This window comes from Natronomonas sp. CBA1123 (genome assembly GCF_009741925.1).
In the GTDB taxonomy this organism is placed as follows: domain Archaea; phylum Halobacteriota; class Halobacteria; order Halobacteriales; family Haloarculaceae; genus Natronomonas.
Window position 1 is genome coordinate 1 of the sequence record NZ_WPCC01000018.1, and the last position, 26,899, is coordinate 26,899.

Sequence of the window (26,899 nt, forward strand, 5' to 3'; positions counted from 1 at the left end):
AAGACGCCGGCCGGTCGTCGGTTGCCCTGATAGATGCGCCACACAGACCGCGTTCGTGCCCGGTGTTCCGCCATGCGCCGAGTAGCGTCGTCGGAGCGGGTCACCCTATGAGCGGCGATGGCTCGTCTCCCCGGCGCCGTCGGGCGGAGGCGTCGAGTCACGCCCTCGGCACGCCCGGCGTCGTCCGCCGACCGTCGGTGCCGACGGCGCTGCTCGTTAGCCTCGGCGCGGTCGGCGTCGCCGCGTCGTTCACCGCCCCAGTCGCCGCGGCCGGGTTCACGGCGACCGTCGCGACACTGGCCGGAACTGCCCTCGTCGCCGGCCTGTTGAATCACCTGCTCGTCTCCGGCCGGGAACTCCCGCCGGCCGTGACCGAGAGCGTCTACACGGCCTTCGCATCGGCCGCAGAGAACGTCGTCGCCGAACGCGGACTTTCGGAACACCGGGTGTACGTGCCTGCGAGCGGTCGCTCGTCGGCCCGTCTCGTCGTGCCAGCCACCAGCGCCGACCCGTTACAGCGAGACTGGGGAGCAGACGACGCGGTCGGCCCCGACGACGCCGTGTTCACGCCGACCGGCGAACCCCTCTACCGTAGCTTCCGGCGAACGCGACCCCCTGCCGACGCCACCGACCCCGAGCGGACGCTGTCACGCCTCGGTGACGCTCTCGACAACGGGTTCGAACTCGTCGACGGCGTGGCGGTCACTGCCGAGGATGGCGAGGCGGCAGTGTCCTTCGAGGCGTGTGTGCTCCCGGACGCCGACCGCATCGACCACCCGGTTCCGTCTTTTTTGGCCGTCGGTTTCGCACGGGAGTTCGGTCGTCCGGTCGTCGTCGATTCGGTCCGTTCCGACACCGATGGCTCGGGAACCGTCGTATTGCGGTGGTGATGGGGACGGACCGAACTACAGCGCGCCGACCTGTACGGAGAGGTCGTAGACGACCGCCGCGAGGAACGCGAGAATCGAGAGCGCAAGCGGCAACCGAAGCCGGCGGCGCCACACCGGAAGCACCGAGAGCGGTGCCGTCCACTGGACGACCACGAGTGCCCCGAGCACCGAGACGACGACCCAGTGTGACACCGTGAGGGCGTCTACGGCCGCGAGTCCGGCGACCGACACCAGCAGCCAGCCGACGAGCAATCGGAGCGTCCGGCGCTGTGCGTGGGTTGCCACGCACCGACGTTCGTCGTCAACCTTTTTAAACTCTCCCGCGGCCGAGACGCCGTCGCCGACGGGGTTTTATCGACACCCGGTGTACGGACGGTAATGTGGCCGTGGGGACATCTCGCGTTCGGGTACGTCGGATACTTGCTCGTCCGGCCGTGGGCGATACGGCGTGCCGACCGGGTGGCGGTTCTCGCGGCGCTTTTCGGCTCGCTGTTTCCCGACCTGGTCGACAAACCGCTCGCGTGGGGGTTGGCCGTCCTCCCCTCCGGCCGGTCGCTCGCGCATTCGGTGTTCGCGCTCATCATCGTCTCGGCGGTCGTCTGGGTAGTCGCCGTCGAATACGACCGACGAGAAGCCGGCATCGCCTTCCCAATCGGCTACGTCACGCATCTCGTCGGCGACGGGTTGGTCCCGATTTACGAGGGCTCCTACGGCGAGTTGAGTTACCTGCTGTGGCCGTTGCTCCCGGCGCCGGCGTACGACGAACCGACCGGCATCCTCGATGCCCTCGCCGTGTTCGGCAATCCGGAGTTCTCGCCGATGTTCCTCGCGGAAGTCGCCGTCGCCGCCGGATTCGGACTCCTCTGTGCGTATCACTTCGTCTTCCGGGCGGAGTGGTGAGTTACCCGACGACGACGCTTCCGACCATGTTCCCCGATTCGTGAGGGATGCAGTAGTACTCGTAGGTTCCCGGGGTCTCGAAGGTGTACGCGTAGGACTCCTCGCGTCCGATACTGCCTCCCTCGGGGTAGGCCCGGTTCGCCGCTGCCTCGTCGTCGAAGCCGCCACTGGCGAAGTAGTCGGCTTCGGCGGGGATGCGGTCGGCGTAGGCCGTCACGCTGTGGGCGACGACGCCGACGTTCTCCCACGTGACGGCCCCACCGACGGCGATTTCGACGGTTTCGGGGACGAACTTCAGGTCGTCGGTCATATCGACGGTTACCTCAGTCGGGAGGTCGTCGCCGTCGGGCGTCGGACCGTCGGTATCGTCACTGGAACACCCGGCAATTCCGGCTGCTGCGCCGACGGTACACAGCCCACCGAGTTGGCGGAGCAGTCGTCGGCGTGAACGGTTCATACGTTCCGAAGTCGTGGACAGCGTATAAATTCGCCGTCGACCCGGCCCTCCAGTAGTGTTTTGACGGTGCCCTCCGACGGACTGGTATGCTTCGGTCAACCGTGCGGACGAACACACCCGACGCAGTCCGACATCGGCCGGACCCGACTGTGGCCAGTCGATGACGGACCGAGACCGAGTCCTCCTCGCCGCGGTCGGCCTGTTCGTCGCGGTTGTGACCGCCATCGCTGCCGTGGGCTACCTCGGTGTCATCGCCCCACCGACGGCGATTCGGACTGGGTTCGCCGTCGTCGCTGCCGCCATCGGCCTCGTCGTCTACCTCGGCACTCGCGGCGTCGACTCGGAGGCGCCTATCGGGACGCCCGCCGTTTCGGCACCCCAGACGGCGAAACTCGTCGTCGCCGGTGGCGCACTCGCCGTCGCTGCGACCGCCTGGACGGGCGAACGCCTCCTTCCGCTTCTCGCATTTCTTCCCCTCGGGTACCTGCTCGTCGCCGAGCAGGTTCGTCGCGACGGGGCGCCCGCTCCGACGCTCCTTTCGGCGGTGACGCTGTTCGTCGTCCCCGTTTACACGAAGTACCTGACAACGGGCTTTTATTTCGGCGGCACAGACACCTTCGCCCACGTCGACGGCCTCAACCGACTGCTCTCGGTTGGGTACAGCTCCGCGCTCCCGCACGGCTACGACTACTTCCCCGGGTTTCACTTCTTCGTCGGGGCGGTGTCGCTGTTCGGCGACCTCGCCCCCTACGACGCCATCGTCCTGACCGGCATCGCCGTCCTCGCGGTGCTGGTTCCGGTCGCATACCTGCTTGTCACTCGCGTCTTCGGCGATAGCCGACTCGGACTCGCGGCCGCGGTCGGCGTCACCGTCTTCGAGTACGTCGCCTACCACGCGCTGTACTTCTTCCCACAGGCACTGGCGTTCGTTCTCGTCGTCGTCGCGGGGTACGCGATGGTGTCGCTGCCCGGCGCAGCGACGACGCGACGCTTCCGACGGTACGTGACGTATTCGGTCGGTATGGTGTTCGTTCTCGTCTCGATACACCACCTGACGTACGTCCTGCTGCTCGTCCCGCTGGCTGGCGTCGCGGTCGTCTCGCGGGTGGGTGCCTCGGTCGCCGGCCGACTCGACGTCCCTCAACTGGCCGACCTCGCCGACGTTCACGTCCGTCTCCGGTGGGCGTTCCCGGCGGTGTTCGGCGCCGCCGTCCTCGTGGCGTATCTCGTCTACTCGCCGAGTCTCATCCTCTTCGGCATCGCCGGCTTCGCCTACGCGCTGACGACCGGGCTGGTCGCCGTCGGGGACGGCGTGTCAGCGTTCTTCTACGGCGCGGCACCCATCGCAGACAGCGTCGCCCGCGGGCTGACGTGGCTCCGTACGCCGACCGGCATCTACTACTCCGTCCTCGGCGGCGTCCTGCTGGCCGGCCTGTACGAGTGTCTGTCGTCGCTGGACCGCTACGCCCGCTACGCCGGACTCCTCGTCGTCTCCTTCGGAGCCGTCCCGCTTTTCTTCCCACTACCCGTCGAGGTGCCGCAACTCGAACGGCTCGTGTTCACGCTGACGGCGTTCGTGGTGTTCCCGCTGGGTATCGGCATCGCGCGCACGCTCCGGACCTCACAGAGACACCGTCGGTATGCGGTCGTCGGCCTCGTCCTCGTCGCCACGCTGGGGACGACCGGCGCGTTCACCCAACTGACGGCCGACGACATCGGGGCGGTGTACCTCGAGGAGCGCGACACCCAATCCGCGATGACCGACGCGGAGTACGCTGCCGTCGTCGACACCGCTGCGTTCCTCGAGACACATGGACGGGCGCCCGCCACCTCGGATTACGTCACCCGCCGGAGCGTCGAGTCGGCGACGTTCCCCTCGCCGATGAACGACGGCCTCCGGACCGAAGCCGATGGCCTGAGCGCACCGCCCGGCTACCTGGTCGTCCGGTCGTCGTGGGCCGACCACACCGTTCCGGTGATTGCCGGCGAGGAACTTCTCGAGACTCGGGAGACGTTCTTTTCGGTCTCCGAAAGCCGCCTCGACGCCGAACTCGCCGACAGGAACGTCGTCCACGCGACCGACGAGACGTACGTGCTGTACGACGACGACAGTTACGAGGGCGTCTTCGGCGAGAGAGGGGACCAGTCGTGAGCGACGACACGCTCCGATTGGGCGTCGTCTGCTCGGGACCGACGATGCCGGCCTGGCAGGCGGAGTGTCTCCGCCGTCTCGAGGCGACGACCGACACACGGCTGGCGTGTCTCCTCGTCGACGATAGCCCTGTGGACTCGAACGGTTCAGGCCCCCGACGCTCGGGAGGCCTTTCGCGTCGGTTACTGGACGACCACTGTCAGTCGATGACGCCCGTCGACACCGCCGAAGAACTGCGCGACATCGAGCAGTTCGGTTGCTCGATACGGACCAGAGACGGCCGTCGACGCCTCGACGAAGTCGACGACGCCGTCGTTGCGGACGCCGGTATCGACGCTCTGCTCGCCTTCGCAGTCGACCGTGCGGCCGACAGCGTGTTGGCCGCGCCCCCGCTCGGCGTCTGGGCGTTCTCCCACGACGGAGCGGGGAGTCCACCGCCTGGCTTCGACGAACTCCTGGCCGGCGATCCCGTCACGACCGCCGAACTGTGGCGGCTCGCTCCCGACGGCGAGGCGGTTCCGCTCAGACGTGGGCACTTCGCGACGGTCGAACACTCGCTTCGAGTGACCGCCGACCAGGTCCGCTTCGGGACGGCGCGGTGGCCGGCACAGGTCGTGACGGACGTCCAGAACGGCCACGGCGAGTACGTCGACGGTGACCCCGTTTCCGTCGAGTGGGGCGGCGACCGAACGCCGACGGCCGGACGCGTCGCCCTCGCGTTCGGCAAACAGACGAAGGCACTCGCCGATATCGCACTCCAAGGGGCCGCCAACTGGACGGTCGGCGTCATCGACGCCCCGATAGCCGAAGTCGCCGCCGACCCCGACGGTGTAGAGGTCGAGTGGCTCCAGTTGTCGGAACGGAACCGTATCGTCGCCGACCCCTTCGTCGCCCCCGTCGGCGGGAACCCGTATCTCTTCTTCGAGGACCTCCGATACGACGACGGCAAGGGAACCATCTCGTATCTCCCGCTGGACGGCGACTACCGACCCGACCGCATCCGACCCGCCTTCGAGACGCCGTATCACCTCTCGTATCCCTACCCGGTCGTTCACGAAGACACAACGTACGTCGTCCCGGAGATGGCCGAGAGCAGCGACATCACGATGTACGAGCTGCACGCCCCCGACGAGTGGGAGCGGGTCGCGACCCTCGTGTCGGGAAACCGCGGCATCGACCCGACGATAGTCGAGTACGGCGACCGCTTTTGGCTGTTCTGTACGCGCCTCGACGACTTGCCCCAGACGAACCTCTACGTGTATCACGCGCCCCATCCGACCGGCGAGTGGGTCCCGCACGCGAACAACCCGGTGAAAACCGACGTTCGGTCGGCCCGTCCAGCCGGAACGCCGTGGGTCGACGACGGAACGTTATACAGACCCTCCCAGTACTGCGCCGGCGGCTACGGCAAGAAGGTCATCGTCAACCGCATTCAGACGCTGACGCCGACTGAGTTCGCCGAGCGACGTGTCGGCGAACTCACGCCCGACCCGGAGGGGCCGTACCCGGACGGCCTCCACACGCTCTCCGGATACGGTGACGTGACGGTCATCGACGGCAACCGAAGCGTACGGGACACCTACCACGCCCGTCGTCGATTGCAACTCGCTGGCCGGGCGGCGCTCGGACGCCTCCCCCCGTCGCCGAACGTAGTCAGGTGACGGCACGACGAACGGCACTCCGGAGGAGATGCCACACCGTCATCGGGTGCGGCGAGATGCGGAGCGCCCGGAGGTAGTAGTCGACGGCGCGGTCGTAGTCGCCTTCCTCGTGGGCGAGGGTGCCGGCCTGCGTGAACGTCTGGACGTAGTAGGTGTACAGATACGGCTGGGCCTCCGGAACGCGCTGGCTGACGAGGTACGCAAAGCGCTTGTCGTGTTTCAGGAACGCTTCGGCGGAAATCCCGCTGGCCATGACGCTTCCCTCGTGGAGTCGACGGGTGAACAACTCCGGACAGAGACAGACGCCCGCCTCCGAGGCCGCCTCCAGGACGTACAACAGGTCCTCGCCGCGCTCCAATCCGGCCTCGAAGCGGGCGTCCACCGAGTCGGTGTCGACCAGTACCGACGACATCACGGCTGTCAAATCACCGACGAAGGCGCGATAGACGAACTCGTCGGTCGCCATTGGGTTACCCTGCACGCAGATGCCTGCGCCCGTCTCGGCCAGCCGGTCGAGTTGGCGTTCGAGTTTGTCGGGTTCCCAGAGGTCGTCGGCGTCGAGGAAGGCGACGTACCGGGTGTCGGCCCGGTCGAGGCCGAGATTTCGAGCCACTGCCGGCCCCGCCCCGCCGTCGTCGTCGACGACGACCAACTCGGTGGGAACGGTCTGGGCGGCCACGGTCTCTTTGGCCTCTTCGAGCATCGATTCCGGCGTGTACGTCGGGCTGTACGGTATCACGACCGAGACGGTCGGATGCGAGGTCATCGATTCACGCCTCCGAGTCGTCGCCGCAACCCCGTAAGCGTCCACCACGGCACTCGGAGCCAGTTGCGGGGGTCGCGGAGCGTCTCCCAGCCGAGATACCGCCTCGCATCGAGGGGTCGACCCTCCCGAAGGAACACCCCGGCGACGGAAACGCGGTGTATCGAACGGATATCGGTTCCTTCGGCCTCGAAGCCGTCGATTCGGTCGGCGTGGCGGTCGAGGAACCTGCGCTTTGCGTCGGCGAGCGTCTCGGCAGGTGGGTCGCCACCAGATTCCGGCACCACCACGAGCGGTTCGTCGACGTGGGCTATCTTTCCGCGGTCGAGCAACTGAAGCACGAAATCCCAGTCCTCGTGGTCGACGAGTCCCTCGTCGAAGCGGAGTCCATCCAGCGCGTCCCGACGAACGAGCAGCGTCGACCCCGGCCCCATCAGGACGTTCATCGTCAGGATTTCTCGCGCCAACTCCCGGCCGCCTTCTCGGACTGCCGGATTCGCGAAGACGCGCCGCGAGAGCCAATCGAGTGCCTCACCGAACCGCGAGGGAGCAGGCGTGAGGAACTCACAGTAGACGCCGACCCACTCGGTCGAACACCGGGGCAGACGGTCGAGTTGTCGTTCGAGTTTGTGGGGAAGCCAGCGGTCGTCGGAATCGAGGAAAGCGACGTACTCGCCGCGAGCGGCGTCGATGCCGGTGTTTCTGGCGGCGCTTCGGCCGCGGTTGCGGTCGTGGGCGAGATAGCGGACCCGAGCGTCGTCGTAGCCCTCGACGACAGCGGCAGTGTCGTCGGTGGACCCGTCGTCGACGACGAGCACCTCGATGTCGTCGACGGTCTGTGCGAGGGCGCTGTCGATGGCCCGACGGAGTACGCCAGCGCGGTTGTACGCTGGAATCACGACCGAAACGAGCGGAGCGTCGTCGGCGGTGTCGGTCACGCTAGCATCACTCCATCACGTCGCGGTGAATGTCGGTCACCTGCTCGGCGTGTTGTTGCCAGGTCCAGCCCTGTTCGAGCAGGCGCTCGTGACCCGCCGCACCCATCTCGCGGAGGCGGTCGGGGTCGTCCAACAGCCGGTCGATGGCCGCCGCCAGCGCGTCGGGGTCTTTCGGTTCGAGGAGTTCGCCCGTCTCGCCGTCCGCGACCATCTCGGGGATCCCGCCAACGTTCGAGGCCAGCACCGGTGTCTTCGCGGCCATCGCCTCGTAGATGACCGTCGGCCGGGCTTCGACCCAACTCGGATGGACCAGCAGGTCGGCGGCGATTTGCCACCGTCGGAGTGCAACGGGGTCGAGGCGCCAAAACGAGTGGGCGGGATGTGGCAGTTCGCCGAGGTGGTCGAGCAGCCACCACCGGAGGTCGCCCTCGTGGCCCACCGTGGCGAGATACACGTCGTCACGGTCGAGCAGCCCCATCGCTTCGACGAGGTCCTCGATGCCTTTCTGTTCGACGTAGGCGCCGACGAACAGCAGGAGTTTCGTATCGGGGTCGACGCCGAGTTCGTAGCGAATCGCCTCGCGTTGGTCGGTTGGGAACTTCTTGGGGTCCTCGCCGATGGGGACGGTCTCGACTTTCGCGGGGTCGGCCAACTCGCGGGCGACCTCGGCGAGTTCCTCGCTGACCGTAATCACGCGGGAGGCGTACTCGACGGTCTCCCGGAGGCGGGCCTGTGCCTCCTCGTTGAACCGGTCGTAGTTCTTCAAATCGCCTGCGTGGCTGGTGACCACGAGCGGGATGTCGTGTTTCCGGCAGTACGGCAACATCCCGTAGCCGTCCATGTAGATGTCGCAGGCGTGGACGATGTCGTGTGGCGTCCCGAAGGTCCGCTCGACGTAGTTCGAGACGCGCTTCTGCATCGAGTCCCCGGAGACGTGGTAGAACTGCTTTTTCGGCAGCATGTAGAGGAACCGGGGGTAGTGCGCGGTGTAGGTGCCCCAGCGTTCGGTCTGGGGCACGTCGCTGTACTCGGAGTGAGGACCGACCGGCGGTGCGAACGGCGTCGGTACCACCACGTCGAGGTCGGCGTCGGTCCGGTTGATGGCGTCCAACGAACGGTGGTTGAACGGCGCACGAACCTGGAAGACGTGGCTCTGGTGGTGGGTCGCACAGGCGAGTACCCGGTATGGGTCGCCCTCGCGGTCGGTCGTCCGGTCGTCGGTCGGGTGGTTCGAATCCGTCATAGCTGTGAGTCGATGAGTTCGGTGAGCGTCGAGTCGAGTTTCTCGCCGACTGCGCGCCGGTCGTAGCGAGCCTCGACGTGTTGTCTCCCCCGTTCGCCCATCCGCTCGCGGAGGTCCGAATCCGAGAGGAGTCGGTCGAAGGCCGCCGCCAGCGCTTCGGGGTCGGAGTCGACGGCGAGGCCGCCGCCGGACTCCTCCAGTAGTTCCGCCAGCGCGCCGATGTCGGTCCCGACGACGGGGAGGCCGCAGGCCATGTACTCGTAGGTCTTCGAGGGGACGGCGTACCGAAGCCCCTCGCTGTCTTTGAGCGTCGCGATGCCGACGGCCGCCGACGCCAGAAGCGGCGGTATCTCCGAGCGGGGAACCGGTTTCTCGATGGAGACGCGGCCGGCCACCTCGAGTTCCTCGATTAGCGATTCGAGTCGGCCCCGAAGGTCGCCATCGCCGACGAGTCGGAGGTGGGCGTCCGACTCGACGTACTGCATCGCACGCACGCAGGCTTCGAGGTCCTGTGCGTGGCCGAAGTTGCCCGTGTAGACGATGCTCCGGCCGTCGTCGCCGTCGCCTGCGTCGGGCGTGAACCGGCGGACGTCGACGGCGTTCGGAATCACGACCAATCGGCGGGCGATTGCCGGGCCGTGGCCGCGTTCGAGCAGTCGACTCATCTCGTCGGTCGTCGTGAGTACGCGGTCGGCGCGCAACAGGACGAGGTGTTCGTACCGTCGGGTGAGTCGCGTCGAGAGACTCGTCTCGCGGATAAATCCGAGACTCGCCGCCGCGTCTATCCAGAGGTCACCCACGTCGACGACGAACGGTTTTCGAGTGAGTTCGCTGGCGATGAGGCCCGGCATCGACGTGAACGGCGGCGGCGTCGTACAGAGGTAGGCGTCGAACCGGTTCCGGTGGTACAACAGCCACAGCGTCGCGTGGACGGCGAAGACGAGGTAGTAGGCCAACCGTTCGAGGGCGTTCGGGTCGGCACGGGTCGGCTGCCAACTCCACAGTCGGTGCACGTCGACGCCATCCTCGACGACGTGCTCGTGTCGCTGCCAACTCCGCGGGTAGTTCTCCGGCGGGTACGACCGCGGCGGCGCGAGGACTGACACGTCCCATCCCACCCGGGCCAGTTCTCGGGCGCTGTCACCGACGCGAGTAGCGTTGCCGCCGAGTTCCGGGGGGTACTGCTGGCTGACGACGGCGACGTGGCCACGGCTGTCGTCAGTCGTCGCCATCGCCCACCTCCTGTAGCACGTCGAGGATTCGCTCGGCGGCGTGGCCGTCGCCGTACGGTGGCTCCCAGTCGGTCGGCGCCGAGAGGGCCTCCGCGACCGACTGTCGGATGTCCTCGGGGTCGGTTCCGGCCAGCCGATTCGCGCCGATTTCGACCGTCTCCTGCCGTTCGGTGTTGTCCCGGACGGTCACACACGGCGTTCCGAGGACGGCCGCCTCCTCTTGGACACCGCCGGAGTCGGTGACGACGACCGCGGCCCGGTCTTCGAGCAACAGGAAACTCAGGAAGTCCTCGGGGTCGACGACCCGAATCGGTGCCGGAATGTCGATGTGGAACTCGCGTATTCGGCCGACGCTCCGAGGGTGGGCCGGGAACACGCAGTCGAGGTCGTTGTCCGCGGCGGCCGCCGCGACGCCCTCGAGAACGTTTCGGAACCGGGTTTCGTCGTCGACGTTCTCGGCGCGGTGGGCCGTCAGGAGGAGGAACTCGCGGTCGTCGAGGCCGAGTCGGTCGAGGACATCGCTCTCTCGGGCGGCGATATCGGCATGCTGTCGAACTGCGTCGACGACGGTGTTACCGGTGACCCAGACGCCGGCTTCGATGCCCTCCTCGGCGAGCTGTCGCCGTGCTCGCTCGGTCGGTGCGAACAGGTAATCGGCGGCGTGGTCGGTCAGCACGCGATTGTGCTCTTCGGGCATCGAGCGGTCGAAGCTCCGAAGGCCCGCCTCGACGTGGGCGAGTGCCGGGTCGAGTTTGCAGGTCGTAATCGCTCCCGCGAGCGTCGAGTTCGTGTCGCCGTGGACGACGACGACGTCGGGGTCGACGTCGGTCACGACGGGGTCGAGTGCGGACACCATCGAACCGGTCTGTCGGCCGGGGGTATCGGACCCGACGCGGAGTTCGTAGTCGGGAACCGGAAGCCCGAGTCCCTCGAAGAACACGTCGTCGAGTTCCCGGGAGTAGTGTTGGCCGGTGTGGACGAGGGTGAACGGCATCCCGCGGCGCTCTGCCTCCCGAATCAGCGGCGCACACTTGATAATCTCTGGACGGGTGCCGAAGACGAACGCCAGCGACGGCGGTTCAGTAGCCATCGAACACGGGCGCTGTCTGTTTGGTGAACGTGAGATTCGACACTGCTCTTCTTTCGACAACTCCTACTGGCTGTTTATGTCTTCCGGGCAGGCGGCCGAGCGCGACGTTCAGGGCGTATCGACGCCGGTGCCGGCGTCGCCGAGCGCTCGGAACCCACCAGTTCCCGGGTGCTCGTGGGTGACGGTCACGTCCACGGCCGGCCCGTCGTAAAACGACGGACTGTCGGGGTCGTTCGGTGCGGTGAGGTTCACTACGTTCTCCGAGAGCCGCGCCTCGGTGCCGACCCGGTAGTACGACCCGAGACGTTTCCTCGCGGGAGGTGTCCCGCTTTCGGGGTCGGTTCCCACCTCGTAAACGTAGCGTGCCGTCCCGGTGGCTTGCTTGATGTTTCCGATGGTCGCCGGGCCGCGACCGAGGAGTCGAACGATGGCCTCCGGAACGGCCCGCTGGTCGACGGGTTCCCAGTGGATGCCCTCCGCGTGGAACTGGCTGCCGCCGGTCTGGTGGACCGCTGGGCCGACTGTACCACCGAGCGTCAGTTGGTCGATGTGCTGGGTGCCGCCGCGGGTGAAAACCGCAGTCGAGTCCCGGCTGCTCTCGGTCGCCGTCGGATAGGCGGCGACGGTGCCGAACCAGTTGGCCGGACCGTACGACGACCGAAACTCGAAGAGGCCGTCGGCGTCACCGGCGTCACAGTCGTAAACCGTCAGGTGGTCGTGACGACACTGGAATGGACCCGTCCCCGACTCGACGCGATAGACGCTGTCGTTCCAGCCCCAAAAGAGGAGTCGGCCGACTGAGAGGTCCTGTGTGTTGCCGCCGCTGTGTCGTATCGCAACGCCCGACGGTTCGCCCGGACCGGGACCGTTCAGTGCGAAGCCGTCGAGTCGAATTCGGTTGACACCAGCATCGCGGTCGAACCGAATCCCGTCGGTGCTTGGTGGGACGCCGACCTCCGAGACGCCGGGTCCGAAGCCGACGATTGCGGTGTCGGAGTACGGCCGAATCGCTCCACGTTCGAAAACGGAGGCGGGCGGAAGCCGAAGCTCGCCACCGCGGTTCGCCCCGAGAAAATCGAGGCCGTCTTGAATCGGTGTGTCCGTCGTCTCGGGGTCAATCTCACCTGCCGTCTCCGACCCCCTGGTGAGGACGACCACCTTCCCATCGAGCAGTGCGGAATCGACGTTGTCGACGCGCTCGACGGCGGCGCCATCACCGTTTCCGTCGCCGTTCTGATTGGCACCGTCACCGTTGGTCACTCCAAGCGATTCGAGACAGCCGGCTGTGGCCGACAGCGCTGCGGCGCCGGCAGCGAGATACGAACGGCGAGAGAAGGTCGGCGGACCACCGTCCGTGGAGGGTCGGGTCATGATTATGAAAGAACTGCAGAGCGGATATAGATAGTCGTCGCTTACCGGTGGGTCGCAGAAGGCCAGTCCAGTTCGCTATCCCATCGGGGTCCCGGCGGTCCCGAGCGCACGGAGCCCGCCGGTGTCGGCCTCGGAGTGGGAGACGGTCACGTCGTCGGGGTCGCCGAGGTAGAACGACTGCATCCCGGAGTCGTTCGCAGACGAGAGGTTGACGACGTTTTCGGAGATGTCGGCCTCGGCGCCCCGCTCGTAGTAGGGGCCGAGCCACTTTCGGGCTGGGGCGTTGGCGTTGTAGGAATCGTAGGCCAGTTCGTAGACGTACTCCGCGACGCCGGTGACGTGTTTGACGCTCCCGATTTCGGCGGGCCCGTGACCCTCCAACAGGACGACCCGCTGGGGCGTCGACTCCAAGCCGATGGGCTCCCAGTGGACGTTGCCGAACCGAACCTGGGCGTCCCACGTCTGGTGGATTGCCGTTCCGGATGTGCCGCCCATCGTGAGGTAATCGACCGTCTGGGTTCCGCCCCGGGTGAAAAACACCGTCGAGTTCGACCCGGAGAACTGCGAGGTCGGGTAGGCGGCGATGGTGCCGAACCAGTTGGCCGGGCCGTACCACGAGTTGAACTCGAAAAGACCGTCTTCGTTGCCCGCGTCGCACTCGTAGATGGTCAACAGGTCGTGGCGACACTGGAAGGGACCGACGCCTTCGTCGACGCGGTAGACGGCGTTGTTCCAGCCCCAAAACACCATCCGACCGACGTAGAGGTCCTGTGTGTCGCCGCCGCTGTGTCGAATCGCGGCGCCGGATTCGGAGTTCAATCCGGGGCCGTTCAGCCCGAATCCGTCGAGTTTCACGCGGCTGACGCCGCTGGAAGACTCGAACCTGATGCCGCCGATTCCGGGTTCGGTAATCGATATTTCGGAGACGGTCGGGCCGAATCCCGTAATCGCCGTATCCGGATATGGGTAGATGGTTTCGCTCTCGGAGACCGGATTCGGCGGAAGCCGAATCTCGCCACCTCCGCCGTTACCGAGTATCTCCATCGCGTCACCGACGGGCGTCGACGTGTCGTCGGGGTCGACGAACTGCGGGGTCGAGGCGTTGCTGGCGAGCGCGACCACGAAGCCGCTGATGAGCGCTTCGGTGATGCTGCTGTCGACGGCACTACCGAAGGCCCCGAGTTCGTTCCAGTCGGTTCCGTCGCCGAGATAGACGCGGCCGGTGTCGGTTGCGAGGAACTTCGCTCCCTGCTTCGGCGTGTAGTCGTCCCTGTTCGCCTGTACGTCTCGAACCTCGACGTCGGTGTCGATGCGCTCGAAGTTCTCGTTGAGGGGAACGTGCCAGTCTAGGGTACCTTCCTGCGGTGTGTCGTAGTCGTGGTTTTCGGTCATGAGGGTGTTAGTTGGTCGTACCGCCGTAGCCGCCTTCGCCGTAGCCCAGTCGGCCGTACTCGCTGTCGTCGGCTGGGGTTGGTGTCGGGGTCGGCGTCGGTTCGGGTGTCGCAGTTTCGGTGGGTGTTTGCGTCGGTTCGGGTGTGGGGGTTGCAGTCGGTGTCGCGGTCGGCTCCGGTGTCGGAGTAGGCGTCGCGGTTGGTTCGGGTGTGGGCGTTGGTGTCGCGGTCGGTTCCGGTGTCGAAGTGGACGTTACCTCGTCGGCGTCGTCGGTGCCCTCGTAGACGGCGGCAACATCCTCGGCCGCCAATGCCGTCGCGTAGACCCGAACGTCGTCGATACCTCCGGCCATCTCGTAGGTGGAACTCCAGCCGTTGTCGCCGCGGGCGACGTACAGCGGGTTCGTCGAGTGCTGAATCTCCCCCGACTGCGATTCGTCGCGGGCGAGTTCCTCACCATCGAGATAACAGACGAAGGCGTCACCATCCCACGTCAGCATGATGTGATGCCACTCGCCGTCGTGGGTCGCGACCCCCCAGGGGTTGAGTCGGGCGGTTCCGCTGTCGACGCCGAGGTGTGCCCGCAGGCTATTTTCGGTTTGCACGTCGACGGCGTAGCCGACATCGCCGGTTAGCGAATCCGCCTTCTGGAGGACGGTCTGACTCGTCGCGCCGCTTTCGGTCCTGTACCAGGCCCCGAAGCTCATCTGCTGTCGGGGTCGGAGTGCAGCGTCGTCGGCGACGACGACGTAGTTGCCGGTGCTGTCGCGGAAGTCGAACGCGCCCGCGCCTCTGACGCCCGACGCGCCGAGCACCGGGTCGCCGCGAATCTCGCCGTCGAGTCCGCCGACAGCGTCGTGTGCGGTCGTGCCGTCAGCCTCGTCGAACGTCCACCGACTCACGGCCGGCGGCAGCGAGGAATAGTCCTCGACAGCAGTAACGGCCATTGGAACGCCGCCGTACCCGTATCGAATCGTGTCGGTGGACCTGCCGGGCAGCGACAGGTCGTCGGTGACACAACCCGCCGTCCCGACGGCCGTCGCTGCGAGCCCGGTGAGCTTCACGTACGCCCGCCTCGACAGGTCGGACCCCGACTGCCTATCGCTGGGTGGTTCTTCGGCCATCCTGTCCGGTTAAGCAATTGTTAATATATAACCTAAGTGGTAACTGTAAGCGAGTACGTATCTTAAAACAGGACGTAAGACTCCGCATGGCGAATTAAGTAGAAATTTACTCAGGACACAGAATATGATTAATTGTAAATATTTAGTGATATGATAAATAGCTGCACCAGCCTCTATCCACAGTCGATTGGAGAGGAAGCGTTCTCTACGGTCGGCTGGCTCGCGTGGAGTCGGCGCCGAGCCGATGTGGATGTTTGTCCGATTGTACGGCGCGCGCGAGCCGACGAATTAGTTGTTTCCTAAAATATTTCCTGCAAATATCTCCCTCACGATTATTTAAACGGCGGGTTCGGACGGTTGGGTGACGAATGATACAAGGCAGGATAAACCCGTATTAGGCGTTTACGTCCGGTGGTTTCGGGGTTCGAGCGATTCGCGAGGGTGGATGACCTGCACCGGCTATCGCCAGCCGCAAGGGTAGATTTAAATACCTGCAAGACACTCCATCAGTTGCTATGACACAGCACGAGGATACGTCGCCTTCGGCGGCGGATCGAGTTCTTCCAGGGCACGCTAGATAGTACCTCGGAGATAAGCGAGGCCCGAATTTTCGACACGACGCTGCGCGACGGCGAACAGTCCCCGCGAACCTCGTTCAGTTACGAGGACAAACGCGAAATCGCGGCCGTCCTCGACGACATGGGCACCCACGTCATCGAGGCCGGCTTCCCCGTGAACTCCGACGCGGAGTTCGAAGCGGTGCGGGACATCGCCGAAGCCACGTCGTCCACAGTCTGCGGGTTGGCCCGCGTCGTGGACAAAGATATCGACGCCGCGTTGGATTCCGGCGTCGGCATGGTACACGTGTTCTGTTCGACGAGCGACGTACAGCTACAGGATTCGATGCACACCAGCCGAGAGGAGGCGCTGGAGCGGTCCATCGAGGCCGTCGAGCGCGTCAAAGACGCCGGTGTGACCTGCATGTACTCGCCGATGGACGCCACGCGTACCGACGAATCGTTCCTGATTGATGTCATCGAGGGCGTCTCCGACGCGGGGACGGACTGGATAAACATTCCCGACACCTGTGGGGTTGCGACGCCACGGCGGTTCTACGACATGGTCGAGACCGTCTGTGAGCACACGGACGCCGACATCGACGTCCACACCCACGACGACTTCGGATTGGCAGCCGCCAACGCGCTGTCCGGCTACGAGGCCGGCGCCGCTCAGGCGCAGGTGTCGGTCAACGGCATCGGCGAACGCGCCGGCAACGCGGCCTACGAAGAGGTCGTGATGGCGCTGGAGTCGCTGTACGACGTCGACACCGGCATCAAAACCGAGCGCATCACGGAACTGGCGCGTCTCGTGGAGGGCAAAAGCGACATCGCCATCCCGGCGAACAAGCCCATAGTGGGCGACAACGCCTTCTCTCACGAGTCCGGCATCCACGCCGCCGGCATCATCGAGAACGCCGACACGTTCGAGCCGGGCGTGATGACGCCGCAGATGGTCGGTGCGACACGCGAGTTGGTGCTGGGGAAACACACCGGCACCCACTCCGTCCGCCAACGGCTGGAAGAAGCCGGGTTCGACCCGAGCGACGCCGAGGTCCGCGAAGTGACCCGGATGGTCAAGGACCGCGGCGCGGCCGACGAGAAGGTCACCTTCGAGACGCTCAAGGAGTTGGCCCGGGATGTAGGCGTCCGACGCGAGGAGGTTCGCGCATAGGGATGCCCCCCGCGGACGGTTTCGCCCCGTGGCAGCGACCGGTGAGTGGCCACGCCGGCGGACCGTCGGGCAACGCTCGCGCGACACGGAATCCTTATGTCGGTTCACGGCACAACATCGACTGTAATGAATGCGACCGCTGGACCCGGCACGCTCGCGCTTGCCCCCCAGCGTCGCGACGATTATTGTAGGGGCGGCCTAGCCCCTACACACCCTTCTTTCCGACGCGGTTCGCATCGCTTTCAGCCGATTACAGACAGGACAATGGACACACGACACAGCAATCGACGGTATCGCACGCGAGGTGACGCCTCATGAGCGGCGAACAGGCACAGGCACCACAGGACGCCGAAACGTCCGAAACGACCACCGGTGACATCGAGACGGGCGCGGATGCGGTCGTCCGCGCACTCGAGAACGCCGGGGTCGAACACCTCTTCGGCGTGCAGGGAGGGGCCATCATGCCCGTCTACGATGCCCTGTATCACTCCGAGATGGACCACATCACGATGGCCCACGAACAGGGCGCCGCCCACGCCGCCGACGCCTACGGCATCGTCTCCGGCGAGCCGGGCGTCTGTATGGCTACGTCGGGACCGGGGGCGACGAACCTCGTCACCGGCATCGCCGACGCCAACATGGACTCGGACCCCCTCATCGCGCTGACGGGACAGGTCCCCACGGAGTTCGTCGGCAACGACGCCTTCCAGGAGACCGACACCATCGGCGTCACCAGCCCAATCACGAAGGCGAACTTCTTCGCCGACGATTCCGAAGCGGTCGGCACCGACGTCGGCACCGCCTTCGCGCTCGCGAAACGCGGCCGGCAGGGACCGACGCTGGTCGACCTGCCGAAGGACGTGACGAAAGGCGACGCCAGCGAAGACCCCGGCACTCCGGAGACGCCGGACACGTACAACCCGCCGGAGACGGCCGAACCCGAAGCGGTCGCCGAGGCCGCCGACGTGCTCGCCGAGGCGGACCGACCGGTCATCCTCGCCGGCGGCGGCGTCATCAAAGCCGAAGCCTCCGAGGAGATTCGGGAATTCGCGAAGGAACACGAGATTCCGGTCGTCACGACGATGCCCGGCATCGGCGCGTTCCCCGAAGACCACGAACTCTCCCTGGAGATGGCCGGAATGCACGGTACCGGCTACGCCAACATGGCCATCACGATGACCGACTGTATGCTCGCAGTCGGGACGCGCTTCGACGACCGCCTGACCGGTGGGCTGGAGACGTTCGCGCCCGACGCGGAGGTCATCCACGTCGAAATCGACCCCGCGGAGGTCTCGAAGAACGTCGAGGCCGACTACCCGCTCATCGGCGACGCCAAAGCCGTCACCAAACAACTGGCGACGGCGATGCCACGGTCGCCGGCCTGCGACGAGTGGCGCGAGCAGGTCCAGCAGTGGAAAGACGAGTATCCGATGGACTACGCTGCGCCCGAAGACGACCCGGTCAAACCGCAGTACGTCGTCGAGGCCTTCGACAATGCGACCGACGACGACGCCATCGTCACGACCGGCGTCGGCCAACACCAGATGTGGGCCTGCCAGTACTGGACGTACAAGGAGCCCCGCACATGGGTGTCCTCTCACGGCCTCGGTGCGATGGGCTACGGCGTTCCCGCCACCATCGGCGCGAAACTGGCCGCGCCCGACAAGGACGTGGTCTGTTTCGACGGCGACGGCTCGTTCCTGATGACGTGTCAGGGACTCTCGGTTGCGGTGCGTGAGAACCTCGACATCACCATCGTCGTGTTGAACAACGCGGCCATTGGGATGGTCCGACAGTGGCAGGACGCCTTCTTCGGCGAGCGCCACATGGCCTCGGAGTACCCGTGGATTCCGGACTTCGACACGCTCGCCGAGGCCTTCGGCGCACGCGGCTTCCGCATCGACACCTACGACGAGGTCGAAGAGGTCGTCGAGGAGGCGCTGGCCTACGACGGGCCGAGCGTCGTCGACGCACACATCGACCCCGGCGAGAACGTCTACCCGATGGTTCCCAGCGGCGGCGACAACGGGCTGTTCGCCCTCTCGGAGGACCAACTATGAGTCGGAATCAGGACCTCCACCGGAACGGGCTGGAAGGTCCGGCGCCGGAAGAGCGAACCCGACCGGTCGGACGGCGGAACAAACAGGGCATCCGCGTCGACCCCGACGTGGAGGCCGAACACGAACCGCGCCGGACCATCATCTCGGCGTACGTCAAGGACGAACCCGGCGTGCTCGCGCGCGTCTCGGGGCTGTTCCACCGCCGGCAGTTCAACATCGAGTCGCTGACCGTCGGGCCGACCCAAAACGAGGGCTACTCCCGCATCACGTTGGTCATCGAAGAGCCCGACCCCGGCATCGACCAGGCGAAAAAGCAGTTGAACAAACTGCTGCCCGTGGTCCACGTCCGTGAGTTGGACGCCGAACCCGTCGCCCGCGAGTTGGTCATCCTGAAGGTCAACGGGGACGAACCGGACAAGGTCCAGGCTATCACGGAGATGTACGGCGGCGAGACGCTCGACGCCGGCCCACGGACGATTACGGTCCAGATTACCGGCGACGAGGGGAAGATAGACGACGCTATCGACGCCTACGAGCAGTTCGGCATCCGGGAAATCGCCCGAACCGGACAGGCAGCGCTGGCACGAGGCGAAGAGGAAACCGCACGAGTTGACGAGACCCATACATGACTGACGCAACTATCTACTACGACGACGACGCAGACAGCACCGTACTCGACGACAAGACCGTAGCCGTTCTCGGCTACGGCAGCCAGGGCCACGCCCACGCACAGAACCTCGACGAATCGGGCGTGGACGTGGTTGTCGGTCTCCGTGAGGATTCCTCTTCCCGCAGCGCCGCTGAATCCGACGGCCTCGACGTGGCGACGCCGCGACAGGCAGCCGAACAGGCCGACCTCGTTTCGGTTCTCGTCCCCGACACGGTCCAGCCGGCCGTCTACGAGGAGATACAGGACGTGCTGACGCCCGGCGACACGCTGCAGTTCGCCCACGGCTTCAACATCCACTACGGCCAAATCGAGCCGAAGGAGTCGGTCAACGTCACGATGGTCGCACCGAAGTCCCCCGGCCATCTCGTTCGACGGAACTACGAGAACGACGAGGGGACGCCCGGCCTGCTGGCGGTCTATCAGGACCCCAGTGGCGAGGCCCACGACATCGGGCTGGCCTACGCGAAGGCCATCGGCTGTACGCGGGCGGGCGTCGTCGAGACCTCCTTCCGCGAGGAGACCGAAACGGACCTCTTCGGCGAGCAGGCCGTCCTCTGTGGCGGCGTCACCTCGCTGGTCAAGCAGGGCTACGAGACGCTGGTCGAAGCCGGCTACTCCCGGGAGATGGCGTACTTCGAGTGCCTGAACGAACTGAAACTGATTGTCGACCTGATGTACGAGGGCGGCAACAGCGAGATGTGGGATTCCGTCTCCGACACCGCCGAGTACGGCGGGTTGACTCGCGGCGACCGCGTGGTCGACGAACACGCCCGCGAGCGGATGGAGGAAGTCCTCGAAGAGGTACAGGACGGCACCTTCGCGAAAGAATGGATTACCGAGAACCAGGCCGGCCGCCCGAGTTACAAGCAACTGCGGGCCGCCGAGAAGAACCACGACATCGAGGACGTGGGCGAGGACCTGCGCGCGCTGTTCGCGTGGGGTGAGGAGTGAGATGACAGAGGACACCGACATGACAGACGACGACACACCGGAGACACTGGGCGAGATGAGCCACACCAACCCCATCACGGGCGAGGTGTTCGGCAGCACACAGACGTACAGTCGCGGGAAGACCGTCGCGGCCGACGGTGGCGAGGCGAACGCAGTGAGCCGACCCTCGTCGGAGTCGTCCGACGGTGGCGAGGCGAACGCGGTTCCCGACGAGACCGAGACGCTGGGCGACGTGAGCCACACGCCGCCGGGCGACAGCGACGGCGCACAACGCGCCTACGACCGTGGTGTAAACGATGAGTGACGGGACGCTGTACGACAAGGTCTGGGACCGACACAAGGTGACGACCCTGCCGAACGGACAGGACCAGCTGTTCGTCGGCCTCCACCTCATCCACGAGGTGACCAGCCCCCAGGCCTTCGGGATGCTCCGAGAGCGCGACATCGAAGTCGCCCGTCCGGACCTGACCCACGCCACCGTCGACCACATCGTCCCGACCGGCGACCAATCGCGGCCGCTGGACAACGAGGCGGCCGAGGAGATGATGGCGGAACTCGAAGAGAACGTCCGCGAAGCGGGCATTCAACTCGACGACCCGACGACGGGCAATCAGGGTATCGTCCACGTCATCGGGCCGGAGCAGGGCATCACCCAACCCGGCAAGACCATCGTCTGTGGCGACAGCCACACCTCCACCCACGGCGCCTTCGGCGCGTTGGCGTTCGGCATCGGCACCTCCCAGATTCGGGACGTGCTGGCGACCCAGACGGTCGCCATGGAGAAGAAGAAGGTCCGCAAAATCGAGGTCACCGGCGAACTCGGTGAGGGCGTCACCGCCAAAGACATCATTCTGACCATCATCCGACGGCTCGGTACCGACGGCGGCGTCGGCTACGTCTACGAGTACGCCGGCGAGGCAATCGAGAGCCTCGGCATGGAAGGTCGAATGAGCATCTGTAACATGTCCATCGAAGGTGGTGCGCGAGCGGGCTACGTCAATCCCGACGAGACCACCTACGAGTGGCTGGCGGAGACCGACGAGTTCACGGACGACCCCGAGCGCTTCGAGGAACTGAAGCCCTACTGGGAGTCCATCAAATCCGACGACGACGCCGAGTACGACGACGTGGTCACCATCGACGGTTCGGAAATCGAACCCGTCGTCACGTGGGGCACCACACCCGGTCAGGGTATCGGCATCTCCGAGGAGATTCCGGCACCGGAAGACCTGCCCGCCGACAAACAGGACACCGCACGACGCGCTCAGGAACACATGCGCGTCGAACCCGGCAACACGATGGAAGGCTACAACATCGACGTGGCCTTCCTCGGCTCCTGTACGAACGCCCGACTGCCCGACCTGCGTGCGGCAGCGGAAATCGTCAAAGGCCGAGAGGTCGACGACTCCGTCCGTGGAATGGTCGTCCCCGGCAGCCAGCGCGTGAAGGCCGCCGCCGAGGCAGAGGGCCTCGACGAGGTCTTCAAGGAGGCCGGCTTCGATTGGCGTGAAGCCGGCTGTTCGATGTGTCTCGGCATGAACGACGACCAACTGGAGGGAGACGAGGCGTGTGCCTCCTCCTCGAACCGGAACTTCGTCGGCCGACAGGGCTCGAAGGACGGCCGGACCGTCCTGATGAGTCCCGAGATGGTCGCCGCCGCGGCAGTCACCGGCGAAGTGACCGACGTCCGTGAACTGCCGAAGACGGAGGTGGAAGCATGAGCGAGGAGATTCCGAGCGTCGACTACGTCGAGGGGACCGGCATTCCGGTGCGCGGCAACGACATCGACACCGACCAGATAATCCCGGCGCGGTTCATGAAGGTCGTCACCTTCGACGGTCTCGGCGAGTTCGCCTTCTTCGACCAGCGCTTCGACGACGAGGACAACGAGAAGGACCACCCGTTCAACGAAGAGCAGTATCAGGACGCCAACGTCCTGGTCGTCAACTCCAACTTCGGCTGTGGCTCCTCCCGTGAGCACGCCCCGCAGGCGCTGCAGCGGTGGGGCATCGACGCCATCATCGGCGAGTCCTTCGCCGAGATTTTCGCGGGCAACTGCCTCGCGTTGGGCGTCCCGACCGTCACTGCCGACACCGAGACCATCGAGGAACTACAGGACTACGTCGAGAAGTACCCCGACGCCGACATCGAAATCGACGTCGAGGCGGAGACCGTCTCCTACGACGACCGGGTCGTCGAGGTGACCGTCGACGACGCCCAGCGGAAAGCCCTCGTCGAGGGCATCTGGGACACGACGGCGCTGATGAAGTCCAACACGAACGCCATCGAGGAGACGGCGAAGTCGCTGCCGTACGTCGAGGACCCCGAACCCCGGAAAGGGCACGCCGATGACTGAGGAAATCGTCGTCATCCCCGGCGACGGTATCGGTCAGGAGGTCGTTCCCGCCGCCGTCGAAGTGCTGGATGCAGTCGCGGACTTCGAGTTTCTCGAGGCGGAAGCGGGCGACCACGTTCTGGAATCGACCGGCGAGGCGCTCCCCAAGGAGACCTACGACCTCGCGGCCGATGCGGACGCGACGCTGTTCGGCGCCGCGGGCGAGTCAGCCGCCGACGTCATCCTCCCGCTTCGGGAGGCCGTCGGCTCCTTCGCCAACATCCGCCCTGCCCGTGCGTATCCGGGCGTCGACGCGCTTCGGCCCGAGACGGACCTCGTGTTCGTCCGGGAGAACACGGAGGGCGTCTACTCCGGCATCGAGTCAGAAATCGCCGACGGCGTGACGACGCTCACCCGCGTCATCACCGAAGACGCCTCTCGGCGCATCGCCGAGTACGGCTTCGAGTACGCCGATGCGAACGGATACGACGACGTGACCCTCGCCCACAAGGCGAACGTGATGCGGGTCACCGACGGGCAGTTCCTCGACGCTGCGCGCGCAGTCGGCGACGAGCGCGGCGCCGACTACGACGACGCGCTGATGGACGCCCTCGCGATGCATCTCCTGCTCCGACCCGAGGAGTACGGCGTCGTCATCTGTCCGAACCTCGCGGGCGACATGCTGTCGGACCTTGCGGCTGGACTCGTTGGCGGCCTCGGCTTGCTCCCGAGTGCCAACGTCGGCGACGACAACGCGCTGTTCGAGCCGGTTCACGGCTCCGCACCCGACATCGCCGGCGAGGGTATCGCAAACCCCGCGGCGACGATTCTGTCGGCCGCGATGCTGCTCGAACACCTCGGCTACGGTGAAGAAGCAACGTCGGTTCGTACAGCCGTCGAGAGCGTTCTGGAGTCGGGACCGCGGACGCCGGACCTCGGCGGGTCGGCCTCCACCGAGGACGTGACCGCAGCTATCGTCGACGAACTGTAACTACTCCGCCCGTTCCGCGGCCGCGGCTGCCCGGACTTCTCCCCACCGACCTTCGGCTTCGAGGTGGGCCTGCAGTTCTTCGGCGTAGGCCGCCACGAGTTCCTCTGCGGCCTGCAGTTTTTCGGCATCGATTTCGTCGCCGTCGTCGCCTCCACCACCGAGACCGATGGCGTCGAACACCGAATCGAGGAGTCCGCCACCGCTGTCGTCGCTCGGCGGCTGACCCATCGGCCCCATGTTCGCGACGTTCTCCAGTTCCGGCATCACCGTCGGGAGGTCGGAGGTGTCGGCGACGATTCGAGCGGCCGCCTCGTCGTCGGCGTTCTCGATTTCGAAGGACGTCGCCGTCATGATGAGCCCCCACTCCTGCCGGGAGAACGGGGAGTTGTCGATTCGGGGGGCGAACTCACTGTCGACGTTCATCCGGTCGCCGACGACCATATCGCGCCATTCGCTCATAGACTGCGGTACGGCCTCGGGGCTCTTAGGTGGCGTGGACGGGACGGCCCGACGGCAGCGCCGACCGGAGCGTCCGCGTCACTCCCCGGTCGCCGAACGGGCACCGCAAGCTTCACACCGCAGGATTTCCGCGCCGTTTTCCGTCTCGATGCGCGTGTCGGGGAGGCCACATTCCGAACAGAGGACGTAGCCGTCGGCGTACTCCTCCATCGCCTCCCGGACGCGCTCCTGGCGGAACTCCCCTTTGAGGCGTAGCCGGCCGCGGTCGTCGATGTTCGCACTCGTCCCGAGTTCGTTTTGGAGGTACTTCATCACGTGGTCGGCCTCGCGGTCGAGCGTGTTCAGCGTCGACTGGAAGTTCTCGTAGACGGTCGACGAACCCTCCTGTCGAATCTCGGGGTCCGGCAGCGAGAACCGACTCGACGTTCCCTCGATATCGGGCGTCTCCTCGATTGCGCGGTCGAGTTGTTTCTCGTAATCCATACCGGACGGTACGACGGCCGGGCCGAAAAGTCTTACAGGTAGAATCAAGTTCCACTAAAATCCGAAACTATTGGTAACGTTACGCACGGGGCCTGAAACGGCGTTGTGTGTTAACCTGTGTCAGGATAGTTCTATATGTCCCGAGTCGCTACGCGCAATTGACCATGAAGAAGCAGGAGCTCATTCATCTCCACGGCCTGCTTGCGGAGGTTTGTAACCACTACGAGCAGATGGTAGAGTGTGAAGTCGACCACGTCAAGTACAGCGAACTCGGTGTCCGACCGACATCGATTCACAAATCGAAAACCGACCACAAAGCAGCCGTCTTCGCGCTCGCGGACGGCATCACCGAAGAAATGGAGAGCGAAACCGAACAGCCCGTTTCTGCGACCGCGGATTAATTCGGCCGACACAACCCGGATTCTCACATCCAGCGACCGGTAAGCGGCCGCGCTACTCGTCGATTAGCTCCTCGAACTCCGGTAGTACGTCGTCGTCTTCGTCTGCCTCCTCTTCGCTTTCGACATCGTCGGTTTCTGGCGACTCGTCGGCGTCGGTCGTCTCGCTGCCGTCGTTTTCGTCTTCCCCACTCAACTCTTCGTCCTCGGATTCGATGACCTCGACTTCGAGTACCTCAAGCGGGATGTTGTCGAGCCGTTGGCCGATTTCCTTGCGAGCGATGCGGGCGGCGTGTTGGTCGCGTTCGACGTTGAAGACTGTCATCTCCAGTTCGAGGGCGACTAACCCCTCGTCGGCCGCGATGAACGCCGGTTCGAGTGACTCCTCACAGTGTGGACAGGACCGACTCCCCATGTTGATTTCGACGTAGTTGAGGTCGGGATTCAACATTGCCCCCGTTTTCGAGATGGCGATTCGCACCGCCTCGTCCGCCGTGGCTACGTCGTACACCGGCACTGCGGCTTCGACGACGACTCGACAGTCCATGGTATGCTATTGCACCCCCATCGCAAAGAACCTTCGCCCACACCGGAATCCGGGGGAGAAAACCGGCCGGGACTCGAAAGGCCGAAGCCCTCCCGTCGCGTGAAATGCACATGGACACGGGGGACATTTCCGTCGACGAACTCGACGGAGGTTTCGATTTACAGGCGACCGTCGAGAGCGGACAGTCGTACCTGTGGCGACGCGAGGACGGTCGGATGTACGACCGAACCGATGCCCATGGTAGCAACGCGTGGTACTACACTGTTCTTCCGTCGACGGAGACCGAGACGAACGAGCCGGAAGTCCTCCGCGCGCGCCAGACCGACGGCCGACTCGAGTGGGTGGCCTCGACGCCGAACGCCTACCGACACCTCGAAGAACTCCTCCGACTGGACGACGACCTCGACGCCATCATCGGGGCGACGCCGGACGACGACCTCGTCGACCGCGCCTACGACGCTTACCGGGGAATGCGGCTCGTCCGGGACCCCTCCTTCGCGTGTCTCGTCTCGTTCATCTGTTCGGCTCAGATGCGGGTCGCCCGAATCCACGACATGCAGACGGCACTGGCCGAAACCTACGGCGAGACGGTAGCGTTCGACGGTCAGACGTACGCTGCCTTCCCGACCGCCGAGGAGTTGGCGGCGACGACCGAAGCGGAACTCCGGGACCTCTCACTGGGATACCGCGCGCCGTACGTACAGCGGACCGCAGAGATGGTCGCAAGCGGTGAGGCTCATCCGGATGAGGCACGCAATCTTGACTACGAGGCTGCCCGCGAGTCGCTGACCCGGTTCGTCGGCGTCGGCGAGAAGGTCGCCGACTGCGTGTTGCTCTTCTCGTTGGGCTACCTCGAAGCCGTGCCGCTTGATACGTGGATTCAAACAGCAATCGAAGACCACTACCCGGACTGCGAGCGGGGTAACTACACCGATACCTCCCGAGCCATCCGCGAACAGTTCGGCGGACGGTACGCTGGATACGCCCAAACGTACGTCTTCCACTACCTCCGTGCTGGCGGAGAGTAGTCGCCGAAGGTTTATGGACGGAAACGCGGGCAAC

Annotated in this window: 27 protein-coding genes; 14 read left to right on the top strand and 13 right to left on the bottom strand. The window is 65.5% G+C overall.

Translation table 11 applies throughout. From position 1 onward, the window contains the following. Positions 1-107: 107 nt before the first annotated feature. Positions 108-890, top strand: coding sequence for a hypothetical protein (locus GJ631_RS09685; protein WP_156708961.1), 783 nt, complete (start codon positions 108-110; stop codon positions 888-890). 15 nt (positions 891-905) lie between these two features. On the opposite strand, the gene GJ631_RS09690 is transcribed toward GJ631_RS09685, so the two are convergent. After that, the gene (locus GJ631_RS09690) at positions 906-1,175 is read right to left on the bottom strand and encodes a hypothetical protein (RefSeq protein ID WP_156708962.1); all 270 of its coding nucleotides are present in this window, start codon (positions 1,173-1,175) and stop codon (positions 906-908) included. 93 nt (positions 1,176-1,268) lie between these two features. On the opposite strand from GJ631_RS09690, the gene GJ631_RS09695 reads away from it, so the two are divergent. Further along, positions 1,269-1,790, top strand: coding sequence for a metal-dependent hydrolase (locus tag GJ631_RS09695; protein WP_156708963.1), 522 nt, complete (start codon positions 1,269-1,271; stop codon positions 1,788-1,790). A 1-nt stretch (position 1,791) separates the two neighbouring features. Here the strand turns inward: GJ631_RS09695 and GJ631_RS09700 are convergent, their stop codons facing one another. Beyond that, complete coding sequence (locus GJ631_RS09700) at positions 1,792-2,247, bottom strand: plastocyanin/azurin family copper-binding protein (protein ID WP_156708964.1); 456 nt, start codon at positions 2,245-2,247, stop codon at positions 1,792-1,794. A gap of 160 nt (positions 2,248-2,407) precedes the next feature. Here GJ631_RS09700 and GJ631_RS09705 point away from each other — a divergent pair, with 160 nt between their 5' ends. Continuing rightward, complete coding sequence (locus GJ631_RS09705; RefSeq protein WP_156708965.1) at positions 2,408-4,399, top strand: hypothetical protein; 1,992 nt, start codon at positions 2,408-2,410, stop codon at positions 4,397-4,399. Further along, the gene (locus GJ631_RS09710) at positions 4,396-6,060 is read left to right on the top strand and encodes a hypothetical protein (protein ID WP_156708966.1); all 1,665 of its coding nucleotides are present in this window, start codon (positions 4,396-4,398) and stop codon (positions 6,058-6,060) included. The genes GJ631_RS09705 and GJ631_RS09710 overlap by 4 nt, the downstream gene beginning before the upstream one ends. On the opposite strand, the gene GJ631_RS09715 is transcribed toward GJ631_RS09710, so the two are convergent. The 8 genes from GJ631_RS09715 to GJ631_RS09750 all read right to left on the bottom strand — a co-directional run bounded on the left by GJ631_RS09715 (position 6,053) and on the right by GJ631_RS09750 (position 15,212). Next, positions 6,053-6,826, bottom strand: coding sequence for a glycosyltransferase (locus GJ631_RS09715; RefSeq protein ID WP_156708967.1), 774 nt, complete (start codon positions 6,824-6,826; stop codon positions 6,053-6,055). The genes GJ631_RS09710 and GJ631_RS09715 overlap by 8 nt on opposite strands. Continuing rightward, positions 6,823-7,761, bottom strand: a complete 939-nt coding sequence (locus GJ631_RS09720; RefSeq protein WP_370518627.1) for a glycosyltransferase family 2 protein — start codon at positions 7,759-7,761, stop codon at positions 6,823-6,825. Before GJ631_RS09720 ends, GJ631_RS09715 begins: the two co-directional genes overlap by 4 nt. A 7-nt stretch (positions 7,762-7,768) precedes the next feature. Further along, positions 7,769-9,004 carry a glycosyltransferase family 4 protein gene (locus GJ631_RS09725; protein WP_156708968.1) on the bottom strand — a complete coding sequence of 412 codons (1,236 nt, stop codon included), beginning with the start codon at positions 9,002-9,004 and terminating at the stop codon, positions 7,769-7,771. Further along, positions 9,001-10,236, bottom strand: coding sequence for a glycosyltransferase family 4 protein (locus GJ631_RS09730; protein ID WP_156708969.1), 1,236 nt, complete (start codon positions 10,234-10,236; stop codon positions 9,001-9,003). Before GJ631_RS09730 ends, GJ631_RS09725 begins: the two co-directional genes overlap by 4 nt. After that, positions 10,223-11,326 carry a non-hydrolyzing UDP-N-acetylglucosamine 2-epimerase gene (wecB, locus tag GJ631_RS09735; RefSeq protein WP_156708970.1) on the bottom strand — a complete coding sequence of 368 codons (1,104 nt, stop codon included), beginning with the start codon at positions 11,324-11,326 and terminating at the stop codon, positions 10,223-10,225. The genes GJ631_RS09730 and wecB overlap by 14 nt, the downstream gene beginning before the upstream one ends. 108 nt (positions 11,327-11,434) lie before the next feature. Continuing rightward, positions 11,435-12,697: a hypothetical protein gene (locus GJ631_RS09740; protein ID WP_156708971.1), complete on the bottom strand. Its 1,263-nt coding sequence runs from the start codon at positions 12,695-12,697 to the stop codon at positions 11,435-11,437. A 75-nt stretch (positions 12,698-12,772) separates the two neighbouring features. Then, a complete protein-coding gene (locus GJ631_RS09745) occupies positions 12,773-14,089 on the bottom strand; it encodes a hypothetical protein (RefSeq protein ID WP_156708972.1) in 1,317 nt (438 codons plus the stop codon). Between the two features lie 7 nt (positions 14,090-14,096). Next, positions 14,097-15,212 (bottom strand): LamG domain-containing protein, encoded by a 1,116-nt coding sequence (locus GJ631_RS09750; protein ID WP_197424964.1) that lies wholly within the window; start codon positions 15,210-15,212, stop codon positions 14,097-14,099. A 531-nt stretch (positions 15,213-15,743) separates the two neighbouring features. Between GJ631_RS09750 and GJ631_RS09755 the strand changes: the two genes are divergently transcribed. The 8 genes from GJ631_RS09755 (at position 15,744) to GJ631_RS09790 (ending at position 23,950) form a co-directional block, all read left to right on the top strand. After that, positions 15,744-16,943, top strand: a complete 1,200-nt coding sequence (locus GJ631_RS09755) for a LeuA family protein (RefSeq protein ID WP_370518632.1) — start codon at positions 15,744-15,746, stop codon at positions 16,941-16,943. A gap of 314 nt (positions 16,944-17,257) precedes the next feature. After that, positions 17,258-19,003, top strand: coding sequence for a biosynthetic-type acetolactate synthase large subunit (gene ilvB / locus GJ631_RS09760; RefSeq protein ID WP_156708973.1), 1,746 nt, complete (start codon positions 17,258-17,260; stop codon positions 19,001-19,003). Beyond that, positions 19,000-19,632, top strand: coding sequence for an acetolactate synthase small subunit (gene ilvN, locus GJ631_RS09765; protein WP_156708974.1), 633 nt, complete (start codon positions 19,000-19,002; stop codon positions 19,630-19,632). Before ilvB ends, ilvN begins: the two co-directional genes overlap by 4 nt. Then, positions 19,629-20,624, top strand: coding sequence for a ketol-acid reductoisomerase (ilvC, locus tag GJ631_RS09770; protein ID WP_156708975.1), 996 nt, complete (start codon positions 19,629-19,631; stop codon positions 20,622-20,624). Before ilvN ends, ilvC begins: the two co-directional genes overlap by 4 nt. A 1-nt stretch (position 20,625) precedes the next feature. Further along, entirely contained in the window at positions 20,626-20,928 is a 303-nt protein-coding gene (locus tag GJ631_RS09775) for a hypothetical protein (protein ID WP_197424966.1), read from the top strand. Next, the gene (leuC, locus tag GJ631_RS09780; protein ID WP_156708976.1) at positions 20,921-22,345 is read left to right on the top strand and encodes a 3-isopropylmalate dehydratase large subunit; all 1,425 of its coding nucleotides are present in this window, start codon (positions 20,921-20,923) and stop codon (positions 22,343-22,345) included. Before GJ631_RS09775 ends, leuC begins: the two co-directional genes overlap by 8 nt. Continuing rightward, entirely contained in the window at positions 22,342-22,980 is a 639-nt protein-coding gene (leuD, locus tag GJ631_RS09785; protein WP_156708977.1) for a 3-isopropylmalate dehydratase small subunit, read from the top strand. The genes leuC and leuD overlap by 4 nt, the downstream gene beginning before the upstream one ends. After that, positions 22,973-23,950 (top strand): isocitrate/isopropylmalate family dehydrogenase, encoded by a 978-nt coding sequence (locus GJ631_RS09790; protein ID WP_156708978.1) that lies wholly within the window; start codon positions 22,973-22,975, stop codon positions 23,948-23,950. The genes leuD and GJ631_RS09790 overlap by 8 nt, the downstream gene beginning before the upstream one ends. Here GJ631_RS09790 and GJ631_RS09795 read toward each other — a convergent pair whose 3' ends face one another. Continuing rightward, complete coding sequence (locus tag GJ631_RS09795; RefSeq protein WP_156708979.1) at positions 23,951-24,409, bottom strand: DUF5799 family protein; 459 nt, start codon at positions 24,407-24,409, stop codon at positions 23,951-23,953. It lies immediately after the preceding gene. Between the two features lie 78 nt (positions 24,410-24,487). Further along, positions 24,488-24,892: a translation initiation factor IF-2 subunit beta gene (locus GJ631_RS09800; RefSeq protein WP_156708980.1), complete on the bottom strand. Its 405-nt coding sequence runs from the start codon at positions 24,890-24,892 to the stop codon at positions 24,488-24,490. A 164-nt stretch (positions 24,893-25,056) separates the two neighbouring features. On the opposite strand from GJ631_RS09800, the gene GJ631_RS09805 reads away from it, so the two are divergent. Next, positions 25,057-25,293 (top strand): UPF0058 family protein, encoded by a 237-nt coding sequence (locus GJ631_RS09805; protein ID WP_156708981.1) that lies wholly within the window; start codon positions 25,057-25,059, stop codon positions 25,291-25,293. Positions 25,294-25,345: 52 nt separating this feature from the next. Here GJ631_RS09805 and GJ631_RS09810 read toward each other — a convergent pair whose 3' ends face one another. After that, positions 25,346-25,837 (bottom strand): DUF555 domain-containing protein, encoded by a 492-nt coding sequence (locus tag GJ631_RS09810; protein WP_156708982.1) that lies wholly within the window; start codon positions 25,835-25,837, stop codon positions 25,346-25,348. 110 nt (positions 25,838-25,947) lie between these two features. On the opposite strand from GJ631_RS09810, the gene GJ631_RS09815 reads away from it, so the two are divergent. Further along, a complete protein-coding gene (locus GJ631_RS09815; protein ID WP_156708983.1) occupies positions 25,948-26,865 on the top strand; it encodes a DNA-3-methyladenine glycosylase in 918 nt (305 codons plus the stop codon). The last annotated feature ends 34 nt before the right edge of the window (positions 26,866-26,899 follow it).

Coding starts and splice junctions, on each gene's coding strand:
- GJ631_RS09685 (WP_156708961.1), top strand. CDS start 108: ATGAGCGGCGATGGCTCGTCTCCCCGGCGCCGTCGGGCGGAGGCGTCG.
- GJ631_RS09695 (WP_156708963.1), top strand. CDS start 1,269: ATGTGGCCGTGGGGACATCTCGCGTTCGGGTACGTCGGATACTTGCTC.
- GJ631_RS09700 (WP_156708964.1), bottom strand. CDS start 2,247: ATGAACCGTTCACGCCGACGACTGCTCCGCCAACTCGGTGGGCTGTGT.
- GJ631_RS09705 (WP_156708965.1), top strand. CDS start 2,408: ATGACGGACCGAGACCGAGTCCTCCTCGCCGCGGTCGGCCTGTTCGTC.
- GJ631_RS09715 (WP_156708967.1), bottom strand. CDS start 6,826: ATGACCTCGCATCCGACCGTCTCGGTCGTGATACCGTACAGCCCGACG.
- GJ631_RS09725 (WP_156708968.1), bottom strand. CDS start 9,004: ATGACGGATTCGAACCACCCGACCGACGACCGGACGACCGACCGCGAG.
- GJ631_RS09730 (WP_156708969.1), bottom strand. CDS start 10,236: ATGGCGACGACTGACGACAGCCGTGGCCACGTCGCCGTCGTCAGCCAG.
- wecB (WP_156708970.1), bottom strand. CDS start 11,326: ATGGCTACTGAACCGCCGTCGCTGGCGTTCGTCTTCGGCACCCGTCCA.
- GJ631_RS09740 (WP_156708971.1), bottom strand. CDS start 12,697: ATGACCCGACCCTCCACGGACGGTGGTCCGCCGACCTTCTCTCGCCGT.
- GJ631_RS09745 (WP_156708972.1), bottom strand. CDS start 14,089: ATGACCGAAAACCACGACTACGACACACCGCAGGAAGGTACCCTAGAC.
- GJ631_RS09750 (WP_197424964.1), bottom strand. CDS start 15,212: ATGGCCGAAGAACCACCCAGCGATAGGCAGTCGGGGTCCGACCTGTCG.
- ilvB (WP_156708973.1), top strand. CDS start 17,258: ATGAGCGGCGAACAGGCACAGGCACCACAGGACGCCGAAACGTCCGAA.
- ilvN (WP_156708974.1), top strand. CDS start 19,000: ATGAGTCGGAATCAGGACCTCCACCGGAACGGGCTGGAAGGTCCGGCG.
- ilvC (WP_156708975.1), top strand. CDS start 19,629: ATGACTGACGCAACTATCTACTACGACGACGACGCAGACAGCACCGTA.
- GJ631_RS09775 (WP_197424966.1), top strand. CDS start 20,626: ATGACAGAGGACACCGACATGACAGACGACGACACACCGGAGACACTG.
- leuC (WP_156708976.1), top strand. CDS start 20,921: ATGAGTGACGGGACGCTGTACGACAAGGTCTGGGACCGACACAAGGTG.
- leuD (WP_156708977.1), top strand. CDS start 22,342: ATGAGCGAGGAGATTCCGAGCGTCGACTACGTCGAGGGGACCGGCATT.
- GJ631_RS09790 (WP_156708978.1), top strand. CDS start 22,973: ATGACTGAGGAAATCGTCGTCATCCCCGGCGACGGTATCGGTCAGGAG.
- GJ631_RS09795 (WP_156708979.1), bottom strand. CDS start 24,409: ATGAGCGAATGGCGCGATATGGTCGTCGGCGACCGGATGAACGTCGAC.
- GJ631_RS09800 (WP_156708980.1), bottom strand. CDS start 24,892: ATGGATTACGAGAAACAACTCGACCGCGCAATCGAGGAGACGCCCGAT.
- GJ631_RS09805 (WP_156708981.1), top strand. CDS start 25,057: ATGAAGAAGCAGGAGCTCATTCATCTCCACGGCCTGCTTGCGGAGGTT.
- GJ631_RS09810 (WP_156708982.1), bottom strand. CDS start 25,837: ATGGACTGTCGAGTCGTCGTCGAAGCCGCAGTGCCGGTGTACGACGTA.
- GJ631_RS09815 (WP_156708983.1), top strand. CDS start 25,948: ATGGACACGGGGGACATTTCCGTCGACGAACTCGACGGAGGTTTCGAT.